This window comes from Rhodococcus sp. NPDC058639 (assembly GCF_042717545.1).
Classification (GTDB): Bacteria; Actinomycetota; Actinomycetes; order Mycobacteriales; family Mycobacteriaceae; genus Rhodococcus.
The window spans coordinates 197,994-218,796 of record NZ_JBHXRF010000006.1 but is presented as its reverse complement, the minus strand read 5'-3'; the positions used below and the strand labels follow the sequence as shown (position 1 = coordinate 218,796).

The following is a 20,803-nucleotide window of genomic DNA, read 5'->3' as shown; positions in this document are numbered from 1 at the left end:
GGGTGAGCCGCGACGTCAGACCCGCAGGCTCGCCGCCATTGCCGCGAGCGCCTGCCGGCGGGGCATCGTCACGAGGGTGTCGAATTGTGCGCGATAGTGCTCGCTCGGTACATAGATCGGTCCGTTCTTCAGATTCTCGAGTGCGCCCCGGGCGACGTCGTCCGGATCCATCAGGTGTCGCAAGGTAGCGGGATCGATGCCCTGAAGCCGGGGTGCCTCGGTGTCGGTTGCTCCCGGACAGAGTGTCAGCACATCGATCCCCGCGGGAGTCAGCTCTCCCCAGAGGCCTTCGCCGAGCGCGTTGACGTAGGCATTCGTCGCCGAGTACGCAGCGGAGTACGGGCAGCCGAGGAGTCCTTCCACCGAACTGGTGAATACGACGCCGCCACGGCCGCGTCGCCTCAACCGCGGAACGAGAGCATGCGCCAACCGCGTCGGTGCCTGACAGTTGACCGCGAGCATGGCAGCGAGCGTGGCCGCGTCACCGTTCTCGAACGGGCCCTTCACACCGAACCCGGCATTGCTGACGAGCAAACCGATATCGGTGGTCGCCTCTTGCTCGAGCAGTCGGTCGACGGCGGCGGGATCCGAGAGATCGACCTCGTGCACGGTCACCTCGACGCCGTGTCGGGAGCGCAGTTCGGCCGCAAGCTCCTCGAGCCGGTCGAGTCGGCGCGCGACGAGTATCAGGTTCAGACCGGCTTCTGCCAGAAGGCGGGCGAACGACCGGCCGATGCCGGACGACGCACCGGTCACCAGAGCCGAGGGGCCGTATCCGAACACGAAGTCCCCGGTGCCGGCACTGTCTTCGGTCATGCGTTCTCCGGTCTTCGAAGGGACAACCTCTTGTACTGCACCCCACTGGGAAATACAGTTCCGGAAATAGAGAATAGCATTCTTGCCAAAGTCGCGCTCGTCACCGGTGCCAGCCGAGTTCCGTGGCCGCCGAGGGAATCACCTGGATGGTCGACCAACCCGCCGAGTACTCCGGGCGGCTCGAGAGCATGGTTCACCTCGCTCATCGCGAAGGGATCATGCCTACGGTGGCGTCACGACCCCTCACCCCGACCGAAATGTTCACCGGTGTCCACGACAACCAGGAGAGTGTGTTCGTGGACGGCTGACGCAGAGTGCATGTCGCCATCCGGCCGCGTCGCGGTGGCGATATCACCCGGACTCGCCGCGAGATGTACGGCAAGCGCGGGGCCGCCGGATATGTCACGATATCGGCGGTTCGTCCTCTCCCGGACCTCATCGCGCCGCACAGGCGCGATCCCTGCACCGGCCGCCGAGCCGGCGCCGTCCACGCTCTGGGAGACATGACATGACGGATCGTCACACCGGCCGCTACGTACGCCGCATCCCTCGTTTCGAGCCGCCACCGCAGGAATCGCAGGCTCCCGGGCAGTGCGTCCGGTGCCGGCCCCACGCCGCGCCGCGCGCCACCCCGCACGACGGGCGATCCGGCCGACCCGCCGGTTCGGCTCGCACCCCGGTCGCGCAGGCCGAAGGAGTACCGCGGGCCGATGCCACCGCGCACAGATTCGCCGAGGTGGCCCTGCGGCTGATCCTCGAGGTTGTCGACGGGCGGCGCCCCGTCACCCAGCTCACGGCGGTGCTCGAACCGACGCTCGTCGATGCGGTCTCGGCGTCGCGCACCTCCCCGACCGGGGCGGCGGGAACGGCGGTGCTGCTCCGGACGCGGGTGCACGCGGTCGACGCGAACACGGCGGAGGTGTTCGGCACCTATGCCCGGGGCGACCGCGTGTATGCCGTGGCGGGCCGGATCGTGCGCCGGACGCCGAAGCCGAAGTCGCCCCACCCCTGGACGATCACGACCCTGTGGCTCGGATGAGCCACAGGGTCGTGAACGAGTTCACCGTCGGTCAGTGCCGGCGGCCGGACTTCGCGTCGCGTCGCGCGGCCGCACGACGTTCCTTGCGGGTGCCCTGCGCGGCCGGTGCGGCGCCGTCACCACCACTGCGACGTGCGACGTGCGCACGACCGTCCTCGGCTGGGCCGCTGTAGGTGAGACGACGTTCGCCCTCGTCCAGACCCTGTGCGCGAAGCACGGCGGGAGCGGGAGCGGGTGCCGGCTGGGCGGGTGCCCGTGCCGGAACGGGCTGCCCGACCGGGGGTGCCGTCCGGGAAGCAGCGGCAGCGGACGCCGGTGTCACCGACACCCCGTTGCCCGCGGCAGCCTGCGGCTGCGCCGCTTCGACCTTGAGGTTGAACAGGAAGCCGACCGACTCTTCCTTCAGGCCTTCGAGCATGGCGGTGAACATGTCGAAGCCCTCGCGCTGGTACTCGACGAGCGGGTCGCGCTGCGCCATCGCGCGCAGGCCGATGCCCTCCTTGAGGTAGTCCATCTCGTAGAGGTGCTCACGCCACTTGCGGTCCAGAACCGACAGCAGCACCCGCCGCTCGAGTTCGCGCATCGCGTTCTCCCCGGCCAGCGACCGGAGTTCGGCCTCCCGGTGCGCGTACGCGGCACGGGCGTCTTCGAGAAGCGCCTCGCGCAGGTCGCTGCGGTCGAGATCCTCGTTCTCGGCGAGCAGCGTCTTGTAGTCGATGCCGACGGGGTAGAGAGTCTTGAGCGCGGTCCACAACTGCTCGAGATCCCAGTCCTCGACGTATCCCTCGGCGGTGGCGCCGTCGACGTAGGCGGAGACCACGTCGGTGAGCATGTGCTGCACCTGGCCCTCGAGATCCTCGCCGCGAAGGATGCGGCGACGCTCCTCGTAGATGACGGTGCGCTGCTGGTTCATCACCTCGTCGTACTTGAGGACGTTCTTGCGGATCTCGTAGTTCTGCTGCTCGACCTGGGTCTGCGCGCTCTTGATGGCCTTGGAGACCATCTTCGCCTCGATCGGAACGTCGTCGGGCAGGTTGAGCCGGGTCATGATCGACTCCAGCGCAGCGCCGTTGAAGCGTCGCATCAACTCGTCGCCGAGCGAGAGGTAGAAGCGCGACTCCCCCGGGTCACCCTGACGGCCGGAGCGGCCACGCAGCTGATTGTCGATTCGGCGCGACTCGTGACGCTCGGTGCCGAGCACATACAGGCCGCCGGCCTCCCGCACCCGATCCGCGTCGTCCTTGACCTGTCGCTGCACCGCGGGAAGGGTCTCGTCCCACGCGGCCTCGTATTCCTCCGAGGTCTCGACCGGATCGAGTCCCCGCTTCCGCAGCAGGGTGTCGGTGATGATGTCGGGGTTGCCGCCGAGCACGACGTCGGTACCACGACCGGCCATGTTGGTCGCGACGGTGACCGCGCCGGTCCGCCCGGCTTCCGCGATGATCTGCGCTTCCTGCTCGTGGAACTTCGCATTGAGCACGTTGTGGGGGACGCCGCGCTTGGTGAACTGCTTCGACAGGTACTCCGAACGTTCGACGCTCGTGGTACCGATCAGGACAGGCTGGCCCTTCTCGTGGCGCTCGACCACATCGTCGACCACGGCGGCGAACTTCGCTTCTTCCGTCTTGTAGATCAGGTCGCCCTGGTCCACCCGGATCATCGGACGGTTCGTCGGGATCGGGATGACGCCCAGGTCGTAGATCTGGTGCAGCTCGGCAGCCTCGGTCTCGGCGGTACCGGTCATGCCCGAAAGCTTGTCGTAGAGCCGGAAGTAGTTCTGCAGTGTGATCGTGGCGAGCGTCTGGTTCTCGGCCTTGATCTCGACGTGTTCCTTGGCCTCGATGGACTGGTGCATGCCCTCGTTGTAGCGGCGTCCCGACAGCACGCGGCCCGTGAACTCGTCGACGATGACGACCTCGCCGTTGCGGACGATGTAGTCCTTGTCCTTGGCGTAGAGCTCCTTGGCCTTGATGGCGTTGTTCAGGTAGCTCACGAGCGGTGAATTCGCCGCTTCGTACAGGTTGTCGATACCGAGCTGATCCTCGACGAATTCGACACCGGCCTCGTGCACGCCGACCGTGCGCTTACGGATGTCGACCTCGTAGTGGACGTCTTTCTTGAGCAGCGGCGCGATGCGCGCGAACTCGGCGTACCACTTGCTCGACGCGTCGGCGGGGCCCGAGATGATGAGCGGGGTGCGCGCTTCGTCGATGAGGATCGAGTCGACTTCGTCGACGATCGCGTAGTTGTGGCCGCGCTGGACGAGGTCGTCGAGCGAGTGCGTCATGTTGTCGCGCAGGTAGTCGAAGCCGAACTCGTTGTTCGTTCCGTAGGTGATGTCGGCGTTGTAGGCCGCGCGGCGCTGCGCCGGGGTCATGCCGGACAGGATCACGTCGGTGTCGAGTCCGAGGAACCGGTGCACACGGCCCATCCACTCGGAGTCGCGCTTGGCGAGGTAGTCGTTGACGGTGACGACATGGACGCCGTCTCCCGAGATGGCGTTGAGGTAAGCCGGCAACACGCAGGTCAGGGTCTTGCCCTCACCGGTCTTCATCTCGGCGATGTTGCCGAAGTGCAGGGCGGCGCCACCCATGATCTGAACGCCGTAGTGCTTCTGACCGAGGACGCGGAACGACGCTTCCCTGGCGGTCGCGAACGCCTCGGGAAGCAGCTCGTCGAGCGATTCCCCATCCTGGTAGCGGTGACGGAACTCGTCCGTCTTGGCCCGCAGTTCGGCGTCGGTCAGGGCCTCGAACTCCGGGGAGAGGGATTCGACATGCTCGGCGATCTGCTTGAGCCGCTTGACCATGCGACCTTCACCGATCCGGAGCAGCTTCGTCAGCGACAGCACTGGTGTGTTCGTCCTCAATCTCGGGTACCTGCACGGACAAGAAAATCCGGCCGAGGCCTTGCGGACCCCGGCCGGATTCCATGGTAGGCGTTCTCCCGGAGTTACTGCGACGGCGTCGCGCCGCGGCGGCTCCGGGCACTGCTCAGAGGAGCTTGATGAGACCGTAGTCGAAGGCGTGGCGCCGATACACCACGGACGGCTTGTCGGTCTCCTTGTCATGGAACAGATAGAAGTCGTGACCGACGAGTTCCATCTCGTAGAGGGCGTCGTCGACCGTCATCGGCTCGGCCTTGTGCTCCTTGACGCGGACGATCCTGCCGGGACCTTCCGGTTCCTGCTCCTGGCTGTCGAACGACAGATCCGGCGAGATCGCGAGTTCGTCGTCCTGCGCCAGCGCCGCAGTGGCTTCTGCGACGGAGACGGGGGTCTTCTCGCCGTACGACACCTTCCGACGTTCCTTCGTCCGCCTCAGCCGGGATTCGAGCTTGGCGATCACCGACTCGAATGCCGCATAGAAACTGTCGCCGGAGGCTTCCGCGCGAACGACCGGTCCCTTGCCTCGCGCCGTGATTTCGACTCTCTGGGCACTCTTCCTCTGTCGGCGGTTGCGCTCGTGCTGCAACTCGACATCGAAGTGGAAAATCGTCGGATCGAATCGTTCGATTCGAGCAATTTTCTCGGACACGTAGATCCGGAAGTGATCCGGCACCTCTACGTTGCGGCCTTTCACGACGATCTCGGCCTGGGGGCCTTCCGTGGTGGCGTCTGCCTCGGCAACGGAAGCCTGGGTCTTCGAAGGGGTCGTCACAAGTACCTCCCGAGTACGGCCGGTGCCAACTGCGCACCGGCATGTTCGATGAGCGCGATAGCGCCCGCCCGGAACCGGAAGAATGGGCGTTACACCCTTCTACCTGTTCGTTTCCGGGTCTGAAGGCAACGGTAGTCGGTCTGCCCGACGCATGCCATCGTTGCGGTCCAATTCACTTTTTGGACATCCGCCGTTACCACTGCAGCCTCATGCGTGTGCTGTAACGAGCATTCCGACGGGGTCGAAACCGCCCCGGCGCAACACCCGCACGGACTCCGCAGCGGTGGCTCCCGTGGTGACGATGTCGTCCACCACGAGCACCTGCCGCGTCCGCGGAACACCTCCCTCCCGAAGCCGGATCCGGCCGGCGAGGTTGCGGTGCCGGTCGACCGCGGACAAGCCCACCGAGTCCCGTACGCCTCGGGCCGAGACGAGGAGCGGATGCACGAACAGGTTCGGGTCGTGGCTCGCCGCAACCTGGGCCGCGCGCGAGACAGGGTCACCGCCGCGCGCTCGGGCGGCCCGCACACGAGTGGGCGCCGGTACGACGGTCGTCGGCCCCGGGGGCAGCTCACCCCACCGGCGCAGGCGTGACACCGCCACCGCCCAGGCGAGGCCGAGGGGGTCGGCGAGATCCCGGCGGCCGCGCTCTTTCGCCGCGACCACCGCGCGCCTCCGAGGGCCCGTGTACGGGCCCAGACTCCACACCGGTACTCCCGGGTCGCGCCGCAGCCGTACCAGCGCCGGTGGGTCGTTCAGCGTCCGAGCGCACGCGCGACACCATGCGGTCCCGCTCGCGCCGCAACCACCGCACGCAAGGGGCAGCACGAGGTCGAAGAGGGACGACAGCATGCCGGCAGTGTGACGTCCACCACCGACAGGTTCGAGGGTCTGCGTCAGCCCGGCAACACCGGGATCGCAGTCAGGCCGGCCAGCCCCGGGACCTCGCGCCAATAGCGGTCGTCGGCAGGATCGCGGTTGTTGAGCTGGAACACCGCACGCGCGTCCGCGACGAACTCGGCGGTGGTGGACGCCTCGACGGCAATGACGGGTGGCGTCAGGTTGCGGCTGGGCAGCGCGTCCATCCGGGACCCGTCGACCGCGATCTGCACGACCGGCATGTCGGAGGCCGCCCGCGAGACCACGACGGTGTCGGGGGTACTCCAATCGAGCGAGAGCGCCGGCCCTCCGAGCCCGAACCCGATCTCGCGGGGGTTGGTGAGGGAGAACTCGCCGTTCGGCGTCTGCACGACGGTCGCGACGTACACGCGTCCGTCGATGATGAGGGCGGCGCGTACCCCGTCCCGCGACAGCCGGAGTTCGGTGATCCGTCCGCCCACCGCGCGGAGGGCGGACGCCTCGACGCCCACGACGGTGACGCGGCCGGTGCCCGGCTCCCGCACGGCTCTCACCACCGCCATTCCGTTGACCACCGCCCAGACGGAGGTGTCGTCCGGCGACCAGGTCGGGCGCGTGATCGAATTGCCGTCGACCGCCGGTTCGGCCACGTCGTCGCCGTACGCGCCGACGACCAGCTGTGTGGCGGGTTCGGGTGCGACGCCCCCGGTCTCCGCGACCGCTGCGACGAGTTCGCCGTCGCGCGAGAGCGCAATCGACTCGAGGTTGTCGGCGGATCCGAAGAACCCGGGAACCGGGGTGACACCTGTTTCGGCCACCCCCACCAGGCCACCGCGCAGGAGCGCGTGCAGACCGACGGTGGCACTCGACGTGGCCAGGGGGTTCATCGACGCCACGTCGGCGGTCGTCCACCCGTTGGGGAACCGTTCGTCGAGTGGCTGGTGATCCGCCAGCAACACGTACGGACCCGAGATGTCAGCGTTGGCGAGCGTCCAGACCACCTGCGCGGCGAGCAGTTCCCGGTCCACCTTGCTCATCGCCCCGATGCCCTGGAAGTCGACCCGGATGCCACCGAGCCCGACACCGACCTGCCCGGTGCGCCCGTCGGCCTTGGTGACGGCGCCGACCACCGTGACATCTTCGAGCAGGTTCCGCACGGCAGGTTCCAACGACGCTTTCGGCCCCTCGACGAGCAGGCCGATCAGCTGGGCGGCGGTCTGTTCCGGACTGCCGGTGATCCACCGCGGGTCGGGAACGACCGTCTCGCCCGTCGGTTCGACGAAGTACAGCGAACGCCGCTGATAGGTGTTGAGGAAGCGTGGCCGATCCATGATGACACCGTCGGGCATCGCGTCGATCCGCCACTCACCGTCTGTCCGCACGAGCGTGAACTTCGCTTCGAATTCGCCCTCGGCCGCCCTGTAGACGCCGCCTTCTTCCAGGTAGCCGACGATGTTCGCGCGGACGACGTAGGTCGCCCGGTCACTGTTGCGGTTCTCGACGAGAACGTCGACCTTGTCCACGATCGTCGCACTCGCCGCGTCGTCCCAGCGCCCGGACATCTCCGGGGTGAGGAATTGCCGGGCCGCGACGTGCCGGTTCGTGGGTTCGGTGCTGGCCTGCAGGAAATCGCGGAGCAACAGATCCGGTTCGCGGCCGGGGACGGGTGCGCTGACCTCGGTGGTCGCAGGTGCGGGATCGATCGTGCCGATGGCCTGCGGAGACGACGAGTCGGGCAGGGTCGCGCACCCGGAGACGACCAGCGCCGCCACGCACATCACCACGGTGAGCGCGGTACGGATCCGTGCGGCGCGTGTCATGTCGACGCTCCTTCCGAGGGTGACGGCGTCGAGTTGTCCACCCGAGCGGCACCGTCGGCCGAGTCCCCCGCGGAGGAACCACCGGCCGGGTCGTGTCCGGGAGACTGCGGCGGTTGGCCCTGCGCCGCGTGGACGGCGCCCGGCACCAGCGGAACGGGGCTGCGTCCGACCTTCCGGCCGCGTTCGCGCGGCAACGTCAGACGGAAGCTCGCGCCCCGGCCAGGTTCGCCCCACGCCTCCAGTTTTCCGTTGTGCAGGTTGGCGTCCTCGACGCTGATCGCGAGACCGAGTCCGGTGCCACCGGAACGGCGCACCCGCGACGGGTCGGAGCGCCAGAAGCGGTTGAACACCAGCTTCTCCTCGCCCGGACGCAGGCCGATGCCCTGGTCGCGGACGACGAACGCCACCGCGTTGTCGTCGGCCCGCAGGCGGAGCAGAATCGGCTTTCCCTCACCGTGGTCGATCGCGTTGGCGAGCAGATTCCGCAGGATCCGCTCCACTCGACGTGGATCGACGTCGGCCTCGACGGGTTCGGAAGGCATGTCGACGATCAATTCGGTCGAGGTTTCGCGGGCGAGGTGACGCACCGTGGACACAGCGGCCCGGGCGCACATCCGGACGTCGAGCCGTTCCGAGGCGAGTTCGGCGACACCCGCGTCGTGGCGACTGATCTCGAGAAGGTCACCCAGCAAGCCCTCGAACCGGTCGAGTTCGGCGACGAGGAGTTCGGACGCGCGTTTGAGCGAGGGATCCAGCTCGTCGCTGCCGTCGTGGATCAGATCGGCGGCCATCCGCACCGTGGTGAGCGGGGTACGAAGTTCGTGGCTCACGTCGGACGTGAACCGCTTCTGCAGGTTGCCGTACTCCTCGAGCTGGGTGATCTGCCGCGACAGGCTCTCGGCCATTTCGTTGAACGACATGGCGAGTCGTGCCATGTCGTCCTCGCCCCGCACCGGCATGCGTTCCTTGAGGCGGCCGTCGGCGAACCGCACCGCGATGCGGGAGGCGGAGCGGATCGGCAGCACCACCTGGCGGGCGACGATCATCGAGATCGCGGCGAGCAGCACACCTGCGCCGACGACCAGCGTGCCCCGAACGAGCGCGAGGGTGCGTTCCTCACCGCCGAGGGGGAACACCAGATACAGCTCGAGCGTCGAGATGGCCGAGTCGGTGGGACTGCCGATGATCAGTACGGGGCCGGTGTAGCCGTTGGGGTTCGAGACTGTGGCGAATTGGTATGCGACCTGCCCGTTCTGGACGAAGGCCCGCAGATTCTGCGGGATCTGCTCGGCCGGTCCGCTCGCGGTGGGTGCGCGTGGACCGTCGCCCGGAACGATGAGAACCGGGTCGAACGTGCCGGCGACGCCGGTGTCCTGACCGCCGTCGCTCCCGCGGCTGGTCAGGGTCGCGGCGGCGCCGTCGAGCCGGACCGCCAGCGAGCCGGAGTCGTCGGCTCCGGCGAGCTGTCCTTCGACCAGCGCGCGGGAGCGGTCCATCTCCTCGGTCGCGGCATCGATCTTGACTTCCAGAAGCCTGTCGGTGATCTGGCTGATGAGCACCACGCCGAGCACGAGCATCACGATCAGCGATAGCGTGAGGGTCGAGACGACCACGCGTAGCTGGAGCGATCGTCGCCAGGTGTGCGCGAGCCTGCTGCTCATTGCCCGCGACCACCTTACGAGCGGCAGCGTTCTCCGTGCGATCCGCCGCCGCAGAGGTTGACCACGGATCACGGCGGTCCGGCCTTGTAGCCGACCCCCCGCACCGTGAGCACCGCTTCCGGGTTCTCGGGATCCTTCTCGACCTTCGCCCGCAGGCGCTGGACGTGAACGTTCACCAAACGGGTGTCGGCTGCGTGCCGGTAGCCCCAGACCTGTTCCAGGAGCACCTCACGGGTGAACACCTGGCGGGGCTTGCGCGCGAGCGCCACCAGCAAGTCGAACTCCAGCGGGGTGAGCGAGATCAGCTCGTCGCCGCGGGTGACCTTGTGGGCCGGAACGTCGATGGTGATGTCGCCGATCGAGAGCACTTCGGCGGGTTCCTGCTCGGTGCGGCGCAACCGGGCGCGCACGCGCGCCACCAGTTCCTTCGGCTTGAAGGGCTTGACCATGTAGTCGTCGGCGCCCGACTCGAGTCCGAGAACCACATCGACGGTGTCGGACTTGGCAGTGAGCATCACGATGGGCACGCCGGAGTCGGCGCGGAGCACGCGACAGACGTCGATGCCGTTCATGCCCGGAAGCATGAGATCGAGCAGGACGAGGTCCGGGCGGATTTCGCGCACGGCACCGAGCGCCTGCGTGCCGTCGCCCACCACGAACGGCTCGAATCCTTCGCCGCGCAGCACGATTGTGAGCATTTCGGCGAGTGCTGCATCGTCGTCGACTACCAGAATCCTCGGCTTCATAAGCTCTATCGTGTCACCCCTTCACCTTCGTGAAGCAGATTTGAGATGCGAACGGCGAGTTGTTGCGTATCGGTCTCGGCGCCCGCCACGATCCACCGTGACATCCAGTGCCGCTGTGCCAGGCCGTCGTACACCTCGCCGGTCCGGTACTGGAGGTCGCCGTCGCGTTCGTACGCGTCACGTTCCCGGCCGGCGTCCGACTCCGCGCGACTTCTCGCCCGTTCTGCGGCGAGCGCGACAGGGACTCGCAGCAGCACTTGCAGATCGGGCACGGGAAGCGAGAAGCGTTCGAATTCGAGGTGCCGGATCCACTCGACCGACGGCCCTGCGGCATCCTCACGGTGCCGGGCCGCCGTGTACGCCGCGTTGGACGCGACATAGCGGTCGAGAAGGACGATGTCGTTGGCAGTGAGGAGTTTCCGAAGCCCGTCGGCGGCGTCACGCCGATCGAGTGCCCACAGCAACGCCATCGCTTCGACACTCGACGCGGTGTCGCCGTGCTGTCCCCGCAGCGCCTCGGCGCCCAGATCGGCGTGGATCGATTCGCCGTAGCGGGGAAACGCCAGAGTGGCCACGCGCGCCCCCGCGGCGCGCCACGCCTCGACGAGGCCGGCGGACAACGTCCGTTTCCCGGCCCCGTCGAGACCCTCGACGACAATCAGACCACCCATAACGCTGCGCTTCTCGCCGCCGATCTCGGGATCAGTAGCGGTAGTGCTCGGGCTTGTACGGGCCCTCGACGTCCACACCGATGTACTCGGCCTGCTCCTTGGTCAGCTTCGTCAGCTTGCCGCCGAGCGCCTCGACGTGGATCTTGGCGACCTTCTCGTCGAGGTGCTTGGGCAGGCGGTAGACCTCGTTGTCGTACTCGTCCGGCTTGGTCCACAGTTCGATCTGCGCGATGACCTGGTTCGCGAAGGAGTTGCTCATCACGAACGACGGGTGGCCGGTCGCGTTGCCGAGGTTGAGCAGACGTCCCTCGGACAGCACGATGATCGAATGTCCGTCGGCGAAGGTGAACTCGTCGACCTGCGGCTTGATGTTGATTCGCGTGACGTCGGCTGACCGCTCGAGGCCGGCCATGTCGATCTCGTTGTCGAAGTGACCGATGTTGCCGAGGATCGCCTGGTGCTTCATCGCCTTCATGTGTTCGAAGGTGATGATGTCCTTGTTGCCCGTCGAGGTGATGACGATGTCGGCCTGGCCGATGAAGTCTTCGACCGTCACGACGTCGTAGCCGTCCATGAGGGCCTGCAGTGCGTTGATCGGATCGATCTCGGTGATCGACACACGGGCGCCCTGGCCGCGCAGCGCCTCGGCGCAGCCCTTGCCCACGTCGCCGTAACCGCACACCAGCGCGGCCTTACCGCCGATGAGCACGTCGGTGCCGCGGTTGATGCCGTCGAGCAGCGAGTGCCGGGTGCCGTACTTGTTGTCGAACTTGCTCTTGGTGACCGAGTCGTTGACGTTGATCGCCGGGAACGTCAGTTCGCCGGCAGCCGCGAGCTGGTAGAGGCGCAGCACTCCGGTGGTGGTCTCCTCGGTGACACCCTGCACCGAGGCGGCGATCGCGGACCACTTGCCGGCGTCGGCCTCGAGCGAGTTGCGCAGCAACTGCAGGAACACCTTGTACTCGGCGGAATCGTGCTCTTCGTCGACGGGCGGGACCACGCCGGCCTTCTCGAACTGCGCGCCCTTGAGCACGAGCATCGTGGCGTCGCCACCGTCGTCGAGAATCATGTTGGCGGGTTCACCGGGCCAGGTGAGCATCTGCTCGGCCGCCCACCAGTACTCCTCGAGGGACTCGCCCTTCCATGCGAACACCGGCACACCCTTGGGTTCTTCGGGCGTTCCGTGCGGGCCCACGACGATCGCGGCCGCAGCGTGGTCCTGGGTGGAGAAGATGTTGCACGAGGCCCATCTGACCTGTGCGCCCAGCGACACGAGGGTCTCGATCAGTACCGCGGTCTGCACGGTCATATGCAGCGAACCCGAGATCCGTGCGCCCTTCAGCGGCTGCACCTCGGCGTATTCGCGACGCAACGACATCAGTCCCGGCATCTCGTGTTCGGCCAGGCGGATCTCCTTGCGCCCGAATTCGGCGAGGGACAGATCGGCGACCTTGAAATCGAGACCGTTGATCCGGTCGGCGACGAGCGTGGTGTCAGACACGTGCAAATGCCTCTTCCTGTCGGCAGACAATTCTTCGAACAAAGCAGTTGCAACCAGGCTATACAACCTGCGGCGTCACGGTACGGCCGGTACGAGCGGGCGGGTCGCGGTCAGCCGGGGACCGCAGCCTTTTCCACGAAGGGAACGAGCAGGTCGGCGAGGTCGGCGGCGACATCGTTGCCCGACACCGGCGGCATGGAGATGAAGCTCAGCGCGACCCGCACGATCGCACGGGCCAGGATGCCGGCGTCGGTGCCGGACGCCGACACCCAGCTGTGCTCGAAGGTGTCGGCGAGCCTGACCGAGCCCCGCTCGAGGATCGGCGCGACATCGGTGGTGATCAGGCGCAGCAGATCGGGTTTGGCCTCGCCGTGGAGCAGCGACCGCACCAGCGGGTCGGCCGCCGACGCCGTGAAGAACGACGTGAATCCTCCGACGAGGGCCGCACGCGCATCGCCGGCGTGCGCGTAGACCGAGTCGGCCACGGCGTCGACGAATTCGTCCACCAGGCGCAGCGCGTAGCCCTGGGCCAGCCCCTGCCGCGACGAGAACTCCTTGTACAGCGTCTGCCGGCTGATTCCTGCGGCGCGCGCGACGTCGCTCATGGTGACGGCCGACCAGTCGCGCTCGAGGAGCAGGTCCCGCATCGCGTCGAGAATCGTCGAGCGCAGAAGCACTCGGCTCGCCTCGTGGAACAGCACCCGCGCGGACGACGCGCCGGCAGGGTCACCCGGCGACGTGGTCACGCCGTTGCCGTTCGGAGACACACCGTGGCCGTTCGGCGACACACCCCTGCCGTCGCTGCCGCCGCTGCCCGGTTGCGCACTCGCCATGGCCGTGACGCTCTCACGGCTCCGCGTGCGCGTCAAAGGCGAACGAGATGTCCTGTCGACGGCTGTTCACCGCCGGGCGATTTCGATCATGTCGAAGTCGGCTTTGGCCGCACCGCAGTCGGGGCACGACCAGTCGTCGTCGATGTCCTCCCAGCGCGTCCCCGGCTCGATGCCCTCGTCGGGCCAGCCGAGCTTCTCGTCGTACTCGAAGCCGCAGACCAGGCAACGGAACAGCCGGAATTCGGTGCTCATCGCGCATACTCCTCGAAATCGATCTTCTCCCGGACCCCGCAGTCGGGGCAGCACCAGTCGTCGGGAAGGGCATCCCAGGCAGTGCCGGCGGGAAATCCTTCGCGCGGGGCGCCGAGCGCTTCGTCGTAGACGAAGTCGCACACCGGGCAGCGGTACGCAGTCATCCGAGGATCAGTTCCCTTCCTGGGCAGCGGCGCCGTAGCGGGCGAGGATCGCCTCGCGCTTGCTCGGCTGGATGTTGACCCGCGTGATGTCACCGTCGTAGTGATCGAGCACCCGGCGGTCCATGACCTTGCGCCACAGCGGCGGGATGTAGGCGAGCCCGATCATCGTGGCGTACCCGGCGGGCAGATTCGGCGACATCTCCATGCTCCGCAACGTCTGGTAGCGGCGGGTGGGGTTGGCGTGATGGTCGCTGTGCCGCTGCAGGTGGTAGAGGAAGATGTTGGTCACGAGGTGGTCGCTGTTCCAGCTGTGTGCGGGACTGCACCGTTCGTACCGGCCGTTGGCGGTGCGCTGCCGGAGCAGACCGTAGTGCTCGAGGTAGTTGACGGCTTCGAGCAGCGCGAAGCCGAAGACCGCCTGGATCACCAGATAGGGCGCGATCCCGATTCCGAACACTGCGATGAGACCGCCGAAGAGCACCACCGAGAGCGCCCACGCGCTGAGCACGTCGTTGCGCAGGCTCCACACGGGTTTGCCGAGTCGCTCGAGGCGGGCCCGTTCGAGCCGCCACGCCGAGCGCACGCTGCCGATGACCGTGCGCGGCAGGAAGGCCCAGAAGCTCTCGCCGAAGCGCGCGGATGCCGGGTCCTCCGGTGTCGCGACGCGGACGTGGTGTCCCCTGTTGTGCTCGATGTAGAAGTGGCCGTAGAACGATTGCGCGAGGGCGATCCTGGACAGTCGCCGCTCCAACCCGACCTTCTTGTGGCCCAGTTCGTGCGCGGTGTTGATACCGATACCGGCGACGACGCCGACGGAGAGGGCCAGCCCGATCTTCGACGCGATACCGAGGCCCCCGTCGATGCCGAGCCACGACAGGTTGTCGGCCGACCAGAGGTAGCAGGCGAACACGAGGGTGGCGAACTGGAACGGCAGGTAGATGTACGTGCAGTACCGGTAATAGCGGTCGTTCTCCAGTGCTTCGACGAGTTCGTCCGGCGGATTCTCACCGTCGGGCCCGACGAACAGGTCGAGGGTCGGGACCATCACGTAGACGAGCAGCGGACCGATCCACCACAGCGCCGGAGTCACCGCCTGCCAGCCCAGTGCGTTTCCGGCCCAGATGAGCGCGGTGGCAACGAAGAGCGCAGTGGGCGGGACGAGGCCGAGCAGCCACAGTTTCTTCTTGCGGTCACGCCATTGCACATCCGGCATGTCCAGCGGGCCCGCCGCCGAGTCCGTACTCATGTCTGTCTCCTCGTCACCCGTGTGGGTCACCCGACCGGACACTCCGGTGTCGTGACGCACATCACTGTGACCTGGACTATAGGACGTATCGCGTCCGAGGTCTAGACATTCTGGCGGATTTGTAAACGGCCACACGCGCAGCGGTGCGGCAGAGGAACTCCATACAGGGAAATGCCCGCCGCCGCACGGCGACGGATCGACGGTCGTACCGGAAGAGACGTCAGTCGCGAGACAGTGCCGGGAGTTCACCGAGGCGCGCACGGAACACCTGTGCGCCTTCCGCGCGGCCCCGCACGACCGTCTCCGGGTCGGAATGCGACAGCCACACCGAATCACCCGAGTCCAGGTCCACGGTCGCTCCGCCACACTCGACGCTCACCGCACCATGGGTGCACAGGAGGATCTGCGGGCCGCCGGGAGCGATCACGACTTCGTCGCCCGGTCCGGGTTCGACCCGCGAGAGCGCGAACTCCGGTGCCGGAGTCCGGTACCGCCACTCGAACGGTCCGATCTGCTCGGCATCGAGAATCGGCACCTCCGCGGATCCGAAATCGAGCACGCGCAGCAGTTCCGGCACGTCCACGTGCTTGGGAGTCAGACCGCCGCGCAGGACGTTGTCCGAGTTCGCCATGATCTCGACACCCATGCCGTGCAGGTATGCGTGCAGATTGCCGGCCGCCAGGTAGAGCCCCTCACCGGGCTCGAGGGTGATGCGGTTGAGCAGCAGCGACGCCAGGACCCCGGCGTCACCGGGGTAGAACTCGGCGAGTTGCAGCGTGGTCCGCACTTCTTCGACGAACTCCCGCCCGTTCTCCGTTCCCGTCAGGTAGCCGACGCACCCGTCGAGCACACGAGGCAGCAACGCCAGCAGCGCGGTGGGAGGCAGCGTGATCCACGTGGTGAACAGCGCCCGTAAGCCGTCGGAATCCGGTTGCCCGGCAAGCAAGCCAAGATACGGTTCGAGTTCGGGCACGTGCAGGGCCTCGAGCAGCGCAACGGTGCGATGCGCATCGCGGAATCCGGCGAGCGCCTCGAACCGGGTCAACGCGACCACCAGTTCGGGTTTGTGGCTGGCGTCCTTGTAGTTGCGGACGGGCGAGTCGATCGGCAGTCCCAGTGCATCTTCGCGAGCGAAGCCCTCGGCCGCCTGCCGCGCACTCGGATGCGCCTGCAACGACAACGGTTCCTCCGCTGCGAGAAGCTTGAGCAGGAACGGTAGCCGCGTCCCGAAACGCTCGACACTGTGCGGACCGAGATGCCCGTGCGGGTCGGCATCGAGGACCTCGAGTAGCGAAAGCTTTTCGTCGGTGGGAAGAATGACCCGCGCCGGGTCCGCGGGGTGCGCACCGAGCCACAGTTCGGCTTCCGGGTGATCGGACGGCACCTTCCGGCCGCACAGCGTCGCGATCGCGGTGCGCGAGCCCCATGCGTACGACCGCACCGCCCCCTCGAGTGAGTGCACTATCGTCCCCCGGCCAGTCTCAGATAGGCCGCCGCCATGTCGATTCGCACCATCAATATCGCAATCTGCTCGAGCACGGGAGGAACCGTGTCGGATTCGAACTCCCCTACCACCGACACCAACTCGGCATCGGGTAGCGCAGCGCCGCGGCGCTGCGCCGCAAGCCGGTCGGAATCCGTACTGAACACGAAGACGCGTGCCGGCGCGAGCGGGGGCGGACCGTCCAATTCTTCGTCGTGGAACAAGGGGTCGTAGCGCTCACCCGCCGCTGTCAGGACCTCGATCAGCCGTTCACGAGCGGTCAGGACATCGGCCAGCGCAGCAGCGGAGGCGACGATACCCGCGCCCTGGAGCAACGACTCCGACGCGTGTCGTGCCAGCGCGACAGTCGCCGGGCGGTCCCCCGCGACGATGACCCGCCGCGACTGCATGCGTACCGCGAGGGATTTCGCCGGATTGTGGAACACCTCGTTCGAGGGGTGATCGCGGAGCGCCTCCTGATCGACCGCGTCCGCGAGCCGGGCGAGGTCCACCCGGAGGGTGTCCCCCCGCAGCACGTCGCGCATGACCGCGAGGACGGCGTAGAACACGGCGACGTGCCGCGCAAGCGCATAGCGAGCCGGCACCCGCACGCGCGGAGCGAGCAGCACTGCCCGACCGGCTGCGACAGCCCGTACGGGACCTTCGTCGGGGGCGTCGACGATCACTTCGGCGCTACGCCTCAGGGCGGCATCGATCGATCGTGCGAGTTGCGGATCGCCGGGATCGTTTCCGGCCACCACCACGACGTCCAGCGCACCCACCCACGGCGGTGTCTCCGGGGCATACACCAACGGGGCAGCGGCGTGCTCGGCGAACAACGACAGGACCAGTTCGGCAGCGCGGCTCGACCGTGCGTCGGTGCCCACGAAGACCACGCTGCGCGGTCGCACGTCGGCGAGGCCGTCCAGAAGCCGTTCGTCGACGGCGGTGGCCACCGCGCGGATCTGCGCTCCGCCGAGAGCGGCGCTGCGCAGGACGCCGTCGACGTCTGCTGCGATCACTCCGTCCACGTCGTCGAAGTCGAACAGCGGCAAGGGTGCCGTCACGACCGCGTCACCTTCCTTCCGCCGGCCCGGCCCCCACCCCGACGCCGAGCACCTCGATTATTCCCCGCGCGACCACCTACGTCACGCGCGCACAACAGCAAGAATCTCCTCGACCAGGGCATCGACCTCGTCCCGGGTCCGCGCCTCCACGTTGAGGCGGAGCAGCGGTTCGGTGTTCGAGGCGCGCAGATTGAACCACGCATGATCCGGAAGGTCCACGGTGACGCCGTCGAGGCGGTCGACGGATGTGGCGCGGTCGGAGAACGCGGCAATGACGGCCTCGGTGCGGTCGGCCGCATCGGCGACCGTGGAATTGATCTCGCCCGATGCCGCGTACCGGTTGTAGGACGACATGAGGTCGGACAGCGTGCCGTCGTGCGCTGCCAGAGCCGCGAGGACGTGCAGCGCTGCGAGCATGCCGGAATCGGCGCCCCAGAAGTCGCGGAAGTAGTAGTGCGCGGAGTGCTCGCCACCGAACACGGCGTCGGTCTCGGCCATCTGCTGCTTGATGAACGAGTGCCCCACCCGGGTGCGCAGCGGAACGCCGCCCTGCTCCAGGACGAGTTCGGGCACGATGCGGGAGGTGATCAGGTTGTGGATGATCGTCGCTCCCGGCTCCTTCGCGAGTTCTCGGTCTGCGACGAGGGCGGTGACCGCCGACGGAGTGACGAGTTCGCCGCGCTCGTCGACGACGAAGCACCGGTCCGCGTCGCCGTCGAAGGCGAGGCCCACGTCGGCGCCGGACTCCACGACGAGCCGCTGCAGGTCCACGAGATTGGCGGGATCGAGGGGATTGGCCTCGTGGTTGGGGAACGTGCCGTCGAGTTCGAAGTACAGCGGCACCAGTTCGATGGGCAGCGGACCGAAGACCGCGGGCACCGTGTGCCCGCCCATTCCGTTGCCCGCGTCGACCGCCACCTCGAGCGGCCGCATCTGCGACAGATCCACCAGCCCGCGGAGGAACGACGCGTAGTCCCCGAGCACGTCCCGCTCGCTCACGACACCGGGCGCTCCCTCGTACTCGGGGACGCCGTCGACGAGTTCGGCGGAGATGATCGCGAGTCCCGTCTCCTGCCCGACCGGTTTCGCGCCCGCGCGGCACAGCTTGATGCCGTTGTAGGCCGCCGGATTGTGACTCGCGGTGAACATCGCACCGGGCGCGTCGAGCAACCCGGACGCGAAGTACAACTGGTCGGTGGACGCCAGCCCGATCAGAACGACGTCGAGGCCCTGGGCGGTAACCCCGTCGGCGAATGCCTGCGACAGCTTCGGAGACGACTCACGCATATCGTGCCCGACGACCACACGGTCGGAAGCACCTTCACTCCGGATCAGACGCGCGAACGAGGCTCCGACCTCGCGGACGAAGTCCTCGTCGATCTGCTCCCCCACGACACCTCGGACGTCGTACGCCTTGATCACGGATGACACCGACTCGGCAGATCTCGCCACTTGTTCCGCTCCTGCTACTCGACTCGAGCCGCGCCATCCTTCGTGACACGGCCCGTGGTCAGCCTAGTGCGAAGCTGTCAGGACGTGGGGTCGGGAAGGACCCGCAGGTGACCGCGGCGTCCTGTACGCCCTGCGGGAGCGACTGCGACGCGCGGCGAACTCTCCGGTTGCGCAGCGTCGGTTTCACCACGGACACGCTCACCGAGTCCCGCTTCCCGCACGGCCTCGGCCAGCGCTGTCAGGTCGTCCTCGTCCGGCGTACCCGACGAGAAAGCACCCTCGTACCGCACGAGTTCCCACCCCTTGGGAGCGGTGATTCGCGAACCGTGCGTTTCGCACAGATCCCACGAGTGGGGTTCGGCAACGGTGGCCAGTGGACCGACGACAGCGGTGGAATCCGAGTACACGTAGGTCAGCGTCGCAACAGCTGGGTTCTTGCACCCAGGCCGGCAGCATCGACGCAGTGTTCTCACGGGAGGGAGCGTAGCGCGCCGGGCCCCCCGGGACTATTCGGACACACCGTTTCGAGCCCGCGGATTTTTCGTGTCGTACTGTCCACTACATGGCCCGTGCACGTCGTTCCCGCCCGCTCTCGTCCCGATCCGTGACGCGGCGCGGCCGGGGAATTCGGGGGCCGGTGTTTCCGCACGAGCTTCCCGTGTGGAAGTCGAGAGCCGAGAAGTTCGACCTTCTGGTGTTGACGGCGTTCGCCCCCATCGACTCGCGCTGGCACGCGCGGCTCACCAAACTCGACATCGCAGTGGACGAAGTGCCCAAGATCCGTGCTCGCGATCCCGATACGGTCAACTGGCCGGACGAGGTGGTCGCGGACGGACCGGTCCCGCTGTCGCGTCTCGTGCCCGCCGGCATCGATCGCCGCGGTGCCGCCACTCGCGCTCGCATCGTGCTCTTCCGCCGGCCGCTCGAACTCCGCGCGAAAGACCCGGAGGATCTTGCCGATCTGGTGCACGACGTCCTGGTACACCAGGTCGCCACGTATCTCGGCATCGAACCGGAGGTCGTCGACCCCGAACTCGGCGGATTCGACGAGGAGGAATAACCTCGGCGGCCGCCGCAGAGAACGACGCAGACAGACGAAAGCCGGGTTGCTCGACCCCCGTCGATCAACCCGGCCTTCGCCACGCGGCTCCCTGGAATACCGGACCCGGGCCCGAACTCCCCGTACCGGACCCTGCGTCCCTTCAGATGATGCCGCGCTTGAGGCGCCGCCGTTCCCTTTCCGACAGTCCACCCCAGATACCGAACCGCTCGTCGTGAGCGAGGGCGTATTCGAGGCATTCGCCCCGAACTTCACACCCCAGGCAGATGCGCTTGGCCTCCCGTGTGGAACCACCCTTCTCGGGGAAGAATGCTTCCGGGTCGGTCTGCGCACAGAGTGCGCGCTCCTGCCACTGTTCGTCGCCCTCCATGAGGTCGTCGAATCCCGAAACGAGATTCAGGATCGGTGCCCCATTATCCGGCTCGTCACAGACACTCTCGACTGCAGTTCCGATCCGAACGATCTCGAATCCCTC

Annotated in this window: 21 protein-coding genes; 3 read left to right on the top strand and 18 right to left on the bottom strand. The window is 67.3% G+C overall.

All coding sequences use genetic code 11. The features are described 5' to 3' along the window. Positions 1-15 precede the first annotated feature (15 nt). Positions 16-816: an SDR family NAD(P)-dependent oxidoreductase gene (locus tag ACFWU2_RS13830; RefSeq protein ID WP_378606806.1), complete on the bottom strand. Its 801-nt coding sequence runs from the start codon at positions 814-816 to the stop codon at positions 16-18. A 122-nt stretch (positions 817-938) separates the two neighbouring features. On the opposite strand from ACFWU2_RS13830, the gene ACFWU2_RS13825 reads away from it, so the two are divergent. Both ACFWU2_RS13825 and ACFWU2_RS13820 read left to right on the top strand, forming a co-directional pair. Further along, positions 939-1,124 (top strand): hypothetical protein, encoded by a 186-nt coding sequence (locus ACFWU2_RS13825; protein WP_378606804.1) that lies wholly within the window; start codon positions 939-941, stop codon positions 1,122-1,124. 200 nt (positions 1,125-1,324) lie between these two features. Then, entirely contained in the window at positions 1,325-1,855 is a 531-nt protein-coding gene (locus ACFWU2_RS13820; RefSeq protein WP_378606801.1) for an Rv3235 family protein, read from the top strand. A gap of 31 nt (positions 1,856-1,886) precedes the next feature. On the opposite strand, the gene secA is transcribed toward ACFWU2_RS13820, so the two are convergent. The 16 genes from secA to ACFWU2_RS13740 all read right to left on the bottom strand — a co-directional run bounded on the left by secA (position 1,887) and on the right by ACFWU2_RS13740 (position 19,741). Continuing rightward, positions 1,887-4,706, bottom strand: coding sequence for a preprotein translocase subunit SecA (gene secA / locus ACFWU2_RS13815; protein ID WP_378606798.1), 2,820 nt, complete (start codon positions 4,704-4,706; stop codon positions 1,887-1,889). A 142-nt stretch (positions 4,707-4,848) separates the two neighbouring features. Further along, positions 4,849-5,514, bottom strand: coding sequence for a ribosome hibernation-promoting factor, HPF/YfiA family (gene hpf / locus ACFWU2_RS13810; RefSeq protein WP_378606795.1), 666 nt, complete (start codon positions 5,512-5,514; stop codon positions 4,849-4,851). A 207-nt stretch (positions 5,515-5,721) separates the two neighbouring features. Continuing rightward, positions 5,722-6,366, bottom strand: a complete 645-nt coding sequence (locus tag ACFWU2_RS13805; RefSeq protein WP_378606792.1) for a ComF family protein — start codon at positions 6,364-6,366, stop codon at positions 5,722-5,724. Positions 6,367-6,410: 44 nt separating this feature from the next. Then, positions 6,411-8,192 (bottom strand): MtrAB system accessory lipoprotein LpqB, encoded by a 1,782-nt coding sequence (lpqB, locus tag ACFWU2_RS13800; RefSeq protein WP_378606789.1) that lies wholly within the window; start codon positions 8,190-8,192, stop codon positions 6,411-6,413. Then, on the bottom strand, positions 8,189-9,853 hold the full coding sequence (mtrB, locus tag ACFWU2_RS13795) for an MtrAB system histidine kinase MtrB (protein ID WP_378606786.1): 1,665 nt from the start codon (positions 9,851-9,853) through the stop codon (positions 8,189-8,191). Before mtrB ends, lpqB begins: the two co-directional genes overlap by 4 nt. Positions 9,854-9,921: 68 nt before the next feature. Further along, complete coding sequence (gene mtrA / locus ACFWU2_RS13790) at positions 9,922-10,599, bottom strand: MtrAB system response regulator MtrA (RefSeq protein WP_072699446.1); 678 nt, start codon at positions 10,597-10,599, stop codon at positions 9,922-9,924. Positions 10,600-10,604: 5 nt separating this feature from the next. Beyond that, a complete protein-coding gene (locus tag ACFWU2_RS13785) occupies positions 10,605-11,270 on the bottom strand; it encodes a dTMP kinase (protein WP_378606783.1) in 666 nt (221 codons plus the stop codon). Positions 11,271-11,301: 31 nt separating this feature from the next. Then, positions 11,302-12,771, bottom strand: a complete 1,470-nt coding sequence (gene ahcY / locus ACFWU2_RS13780) for an adenosylhomocysteinase (protein ID WP_378606780.1) — start codon at positions 12,769-12,771, stop codon at positions 11,302-11,304. Positions 12,772-12,881: 110 nt separating this feature from the next. After that, the gene (locus ACFWU2_RS13775) at positions 12,882-13,604 is read right to left on the bottom strand and encodes a TetR family transcriptional regulator (RefSeq protein WP_378606777.1); all 723 of its coding nucleotides are present in this window, start codon (positions 13,602-13,604) and stop codon (positions 12,882-12,884) included. A gap of 66 nt (positions 13,605-13,670) precedes the next feature. Next, on the bottom strand, positions 13,671-13,856 hold the full coding sequence (locus tag ACFWU2_RS13770; protein WP_378606774.1) for a rubredoxin: 186 nt from the start codon (positions 13,854-13,856) through the stop codon (positions 13,671-13,673). After that, complete coding sequence (locus ACFWU2_RS13765) at positions 13,853-14,020, bottom strand: rubredoxin (protein WP_169619801.1); 168 nt, start codon at positions 14,018-14,020, stop codon at positions 13,853-13,855. Before ACFWU2_RS13765 ends, ACFWU2_RS13770 begins: the two co-directional genes overlap by 4 nt. Positions 14,021-14,027: 7 nt before the next feature. Beyond that, positions 14,028-15,266, bottom strand: a complete 1,239-nt coding sequence (locus ACFWU2_RS13760; protein WP_378606771.1) for an alkane 1-monooxygenase — start codon at positions 15,264-15,266, stop codon at positions 14,028-14,030. Between the two features lie 220 nt (positions 15,267-15,486). After that, positions 15,487-16,728: a mannose-6-phosphate isomerase, class I gene (gene manA / locus ACFWU2_RS13755; protein WP_378606768.1), complete on the bottom strand. Its 1,242-nt coding sequence runs from the start codon at positions 16,726-16,728 to the stop codon at positions 15,487-15,489. Then, a complete protein-coding gene (locus tag ACFWU2_RS13750; RefSeq protein ID WP_378606765.1) occupies positions 16,728-17,816 on the bottom strand; it encodes a tobH protein in 1,089 nt (362 codons plus the stop codon). Before ACFWU2_RS13750 ends, manA begins: the two co-directional genes overlap by 1 nt. Positions 17,817-17,897: 81 nt before the next feature. Then, on the bottom strand, positions 17,898-19,268 hold the full coding sequence (locus ACFWU2_RS13745) for a phosphomannomutase/phosphoglucomutase (RefSeq protein WP_378606762.1): 1,371 nt from the start codon (positions 19,266-19,268) through the stop codon (positions 17,898-17,900). A 77-nt stretch (positions 19,269-19,345) separates the two neighbouring features. Beyond that, the gene (locus tag ACFWU2_RS13740) at positions 19,346-19,741 is read right to left on the bottom strand and encodes a DUF3499 domain-containing protein (RefSeq protein WP_169619806.1); all 396 of its coding nucleotides are present in this window, start codon (positions 19,739-19,741) and stop codon (positions 19,346-19,348) included. 89 nt (positions 19,742-19,830) lie between these two features. Between ACFWU2_RS13740 and ACFWU2_RS13735 the strand changes: the two genes are divergently transcribed. Beyond that, the gene (locus ACFWU2_RS13735) at positions 19,831-20,328 is read left to right on the top strand and encodes a metallopeptidase family protein (protein ID WP_378606759.1); all 498 of its coding nucleotides are present in this window, start codon (positions 19,831-19,833) and stop codon (positions 20,326-20,328) included. Positions 20,329-20,470: 142 nt separating this feature from the next. Here ACFWU2_RS13735 and ACFWU2_RS13730 read toward each other — a convergent pair whose 3' ends face one another. Further along, positions 20,471-20,698, bottom strand: a complete 228-nt coding sequence (locus ACFWU2_RS13730; protein WP_169619998.1) for a WhiB family transcriptional regulator — start codon at positions 20,696-20,698, stop codon at positions 20,471-20,473. Positions 20,699-20,803 lie beyond the last annotated feature (105 nt).

Excerpts from the sequence above, each read along its gene's own strand:
- ACFWU2_RS13805 (WP_378606792.1), bottom strand. The coding sequence starts at position 6,366 with ATGCTGTCGTCCCTCTTCGACCTCGTGCTGCCCCTTGCGTGCGGTGGT.
- mtrA (WP_072699446.1), bottom strand. The coding sequence starts at position 10,599 with ATGAAGCCGAGGATTCTGGTAGTCGACGACGATGCAGCACTCGCCGAA.
- ACFWU2_RS13760 (WP_378606771.1), bottom strand. The coding sequence starts at position 15,266 with ATGAGTACGGACTCGGCGGCGGGCCCGCTGGACATGCCGGATGTGCAA.
- ACFWU2_RS13765 (WP_169619801.1), bottom strand. The coding sequence starts at position 14,020 with ATGACTGCGTACCGCTGCCCGGTGTGCGACTTCGTCTACGACGAAGCG.
- mtrB (WP_378606786.1), bottom strand. The coding sequence starts at position 9,853 with ATGAGCAGCAGGCTCGCGCACACCTGGCGACGATCGCTCCAGCTACGC.
- lpqB (WP_378606789.1), bottom strand. The coding sequence starts at position 8,192 with ATGACACGCGCCGCACGGATCCGTACCGCGCTCACCGTGGTGATGTGC.
- ACFWU2_RS13785 (WP_378606783.1), bottom strand. The coding sequence starts at position 11,270 with ATGGGTGGTCTGATTGTCGTCGAGGGTCTCGACGGGGCCGGGAAACGG.
- ACFWU2_RS13820 (WP_378606801.1), top strand. The coding sequence starts at position 1,325 with ATGACGGATCGTCACACCGGCCGCTACGTACGCCGCATCCCTCGTTTC.
- ACFWU2_RS13735 (WP_378606759.1), top strand. The coding sequence starts at position 19,831 with ATGGCCCGTGCACGTCGTTCCCGCCCGCTCTCGTCCCGATCCGTGACG.
- ACFWU2_RS13775 (WP_378606777.1), bottom strand. The coding sequence starts at position 13,604 with ATGGCGAGTGCGCAACCGGGCAGCGGCGGCAGCGACGGCAGGGGTGTG.
- ACFWU2_RS13770 (WP_378606774.1), bottom strand. The coding sequence starts at position 13,856 with ATGAGCACCGAATTCCGGCTGTTCCGTTGCCTGGTCTGCGGCTTCGAG.
- ACFWU2_RS13830 (WP_378606806.1), bottom strand. The coding sequence starts at position 816 with ATGACCGAAGACAGTGCCGGCACCGGGGACTTCGTGTTCGGATACGGC.
- ACFWU2_RS13730 (WP_169619998.1), bottom strand. The coding sequence starts at position 20,698 with ATGGAGGGCGACGAACAGTGGCAGGAGCGCGCACTCTGTGCGCAGACC.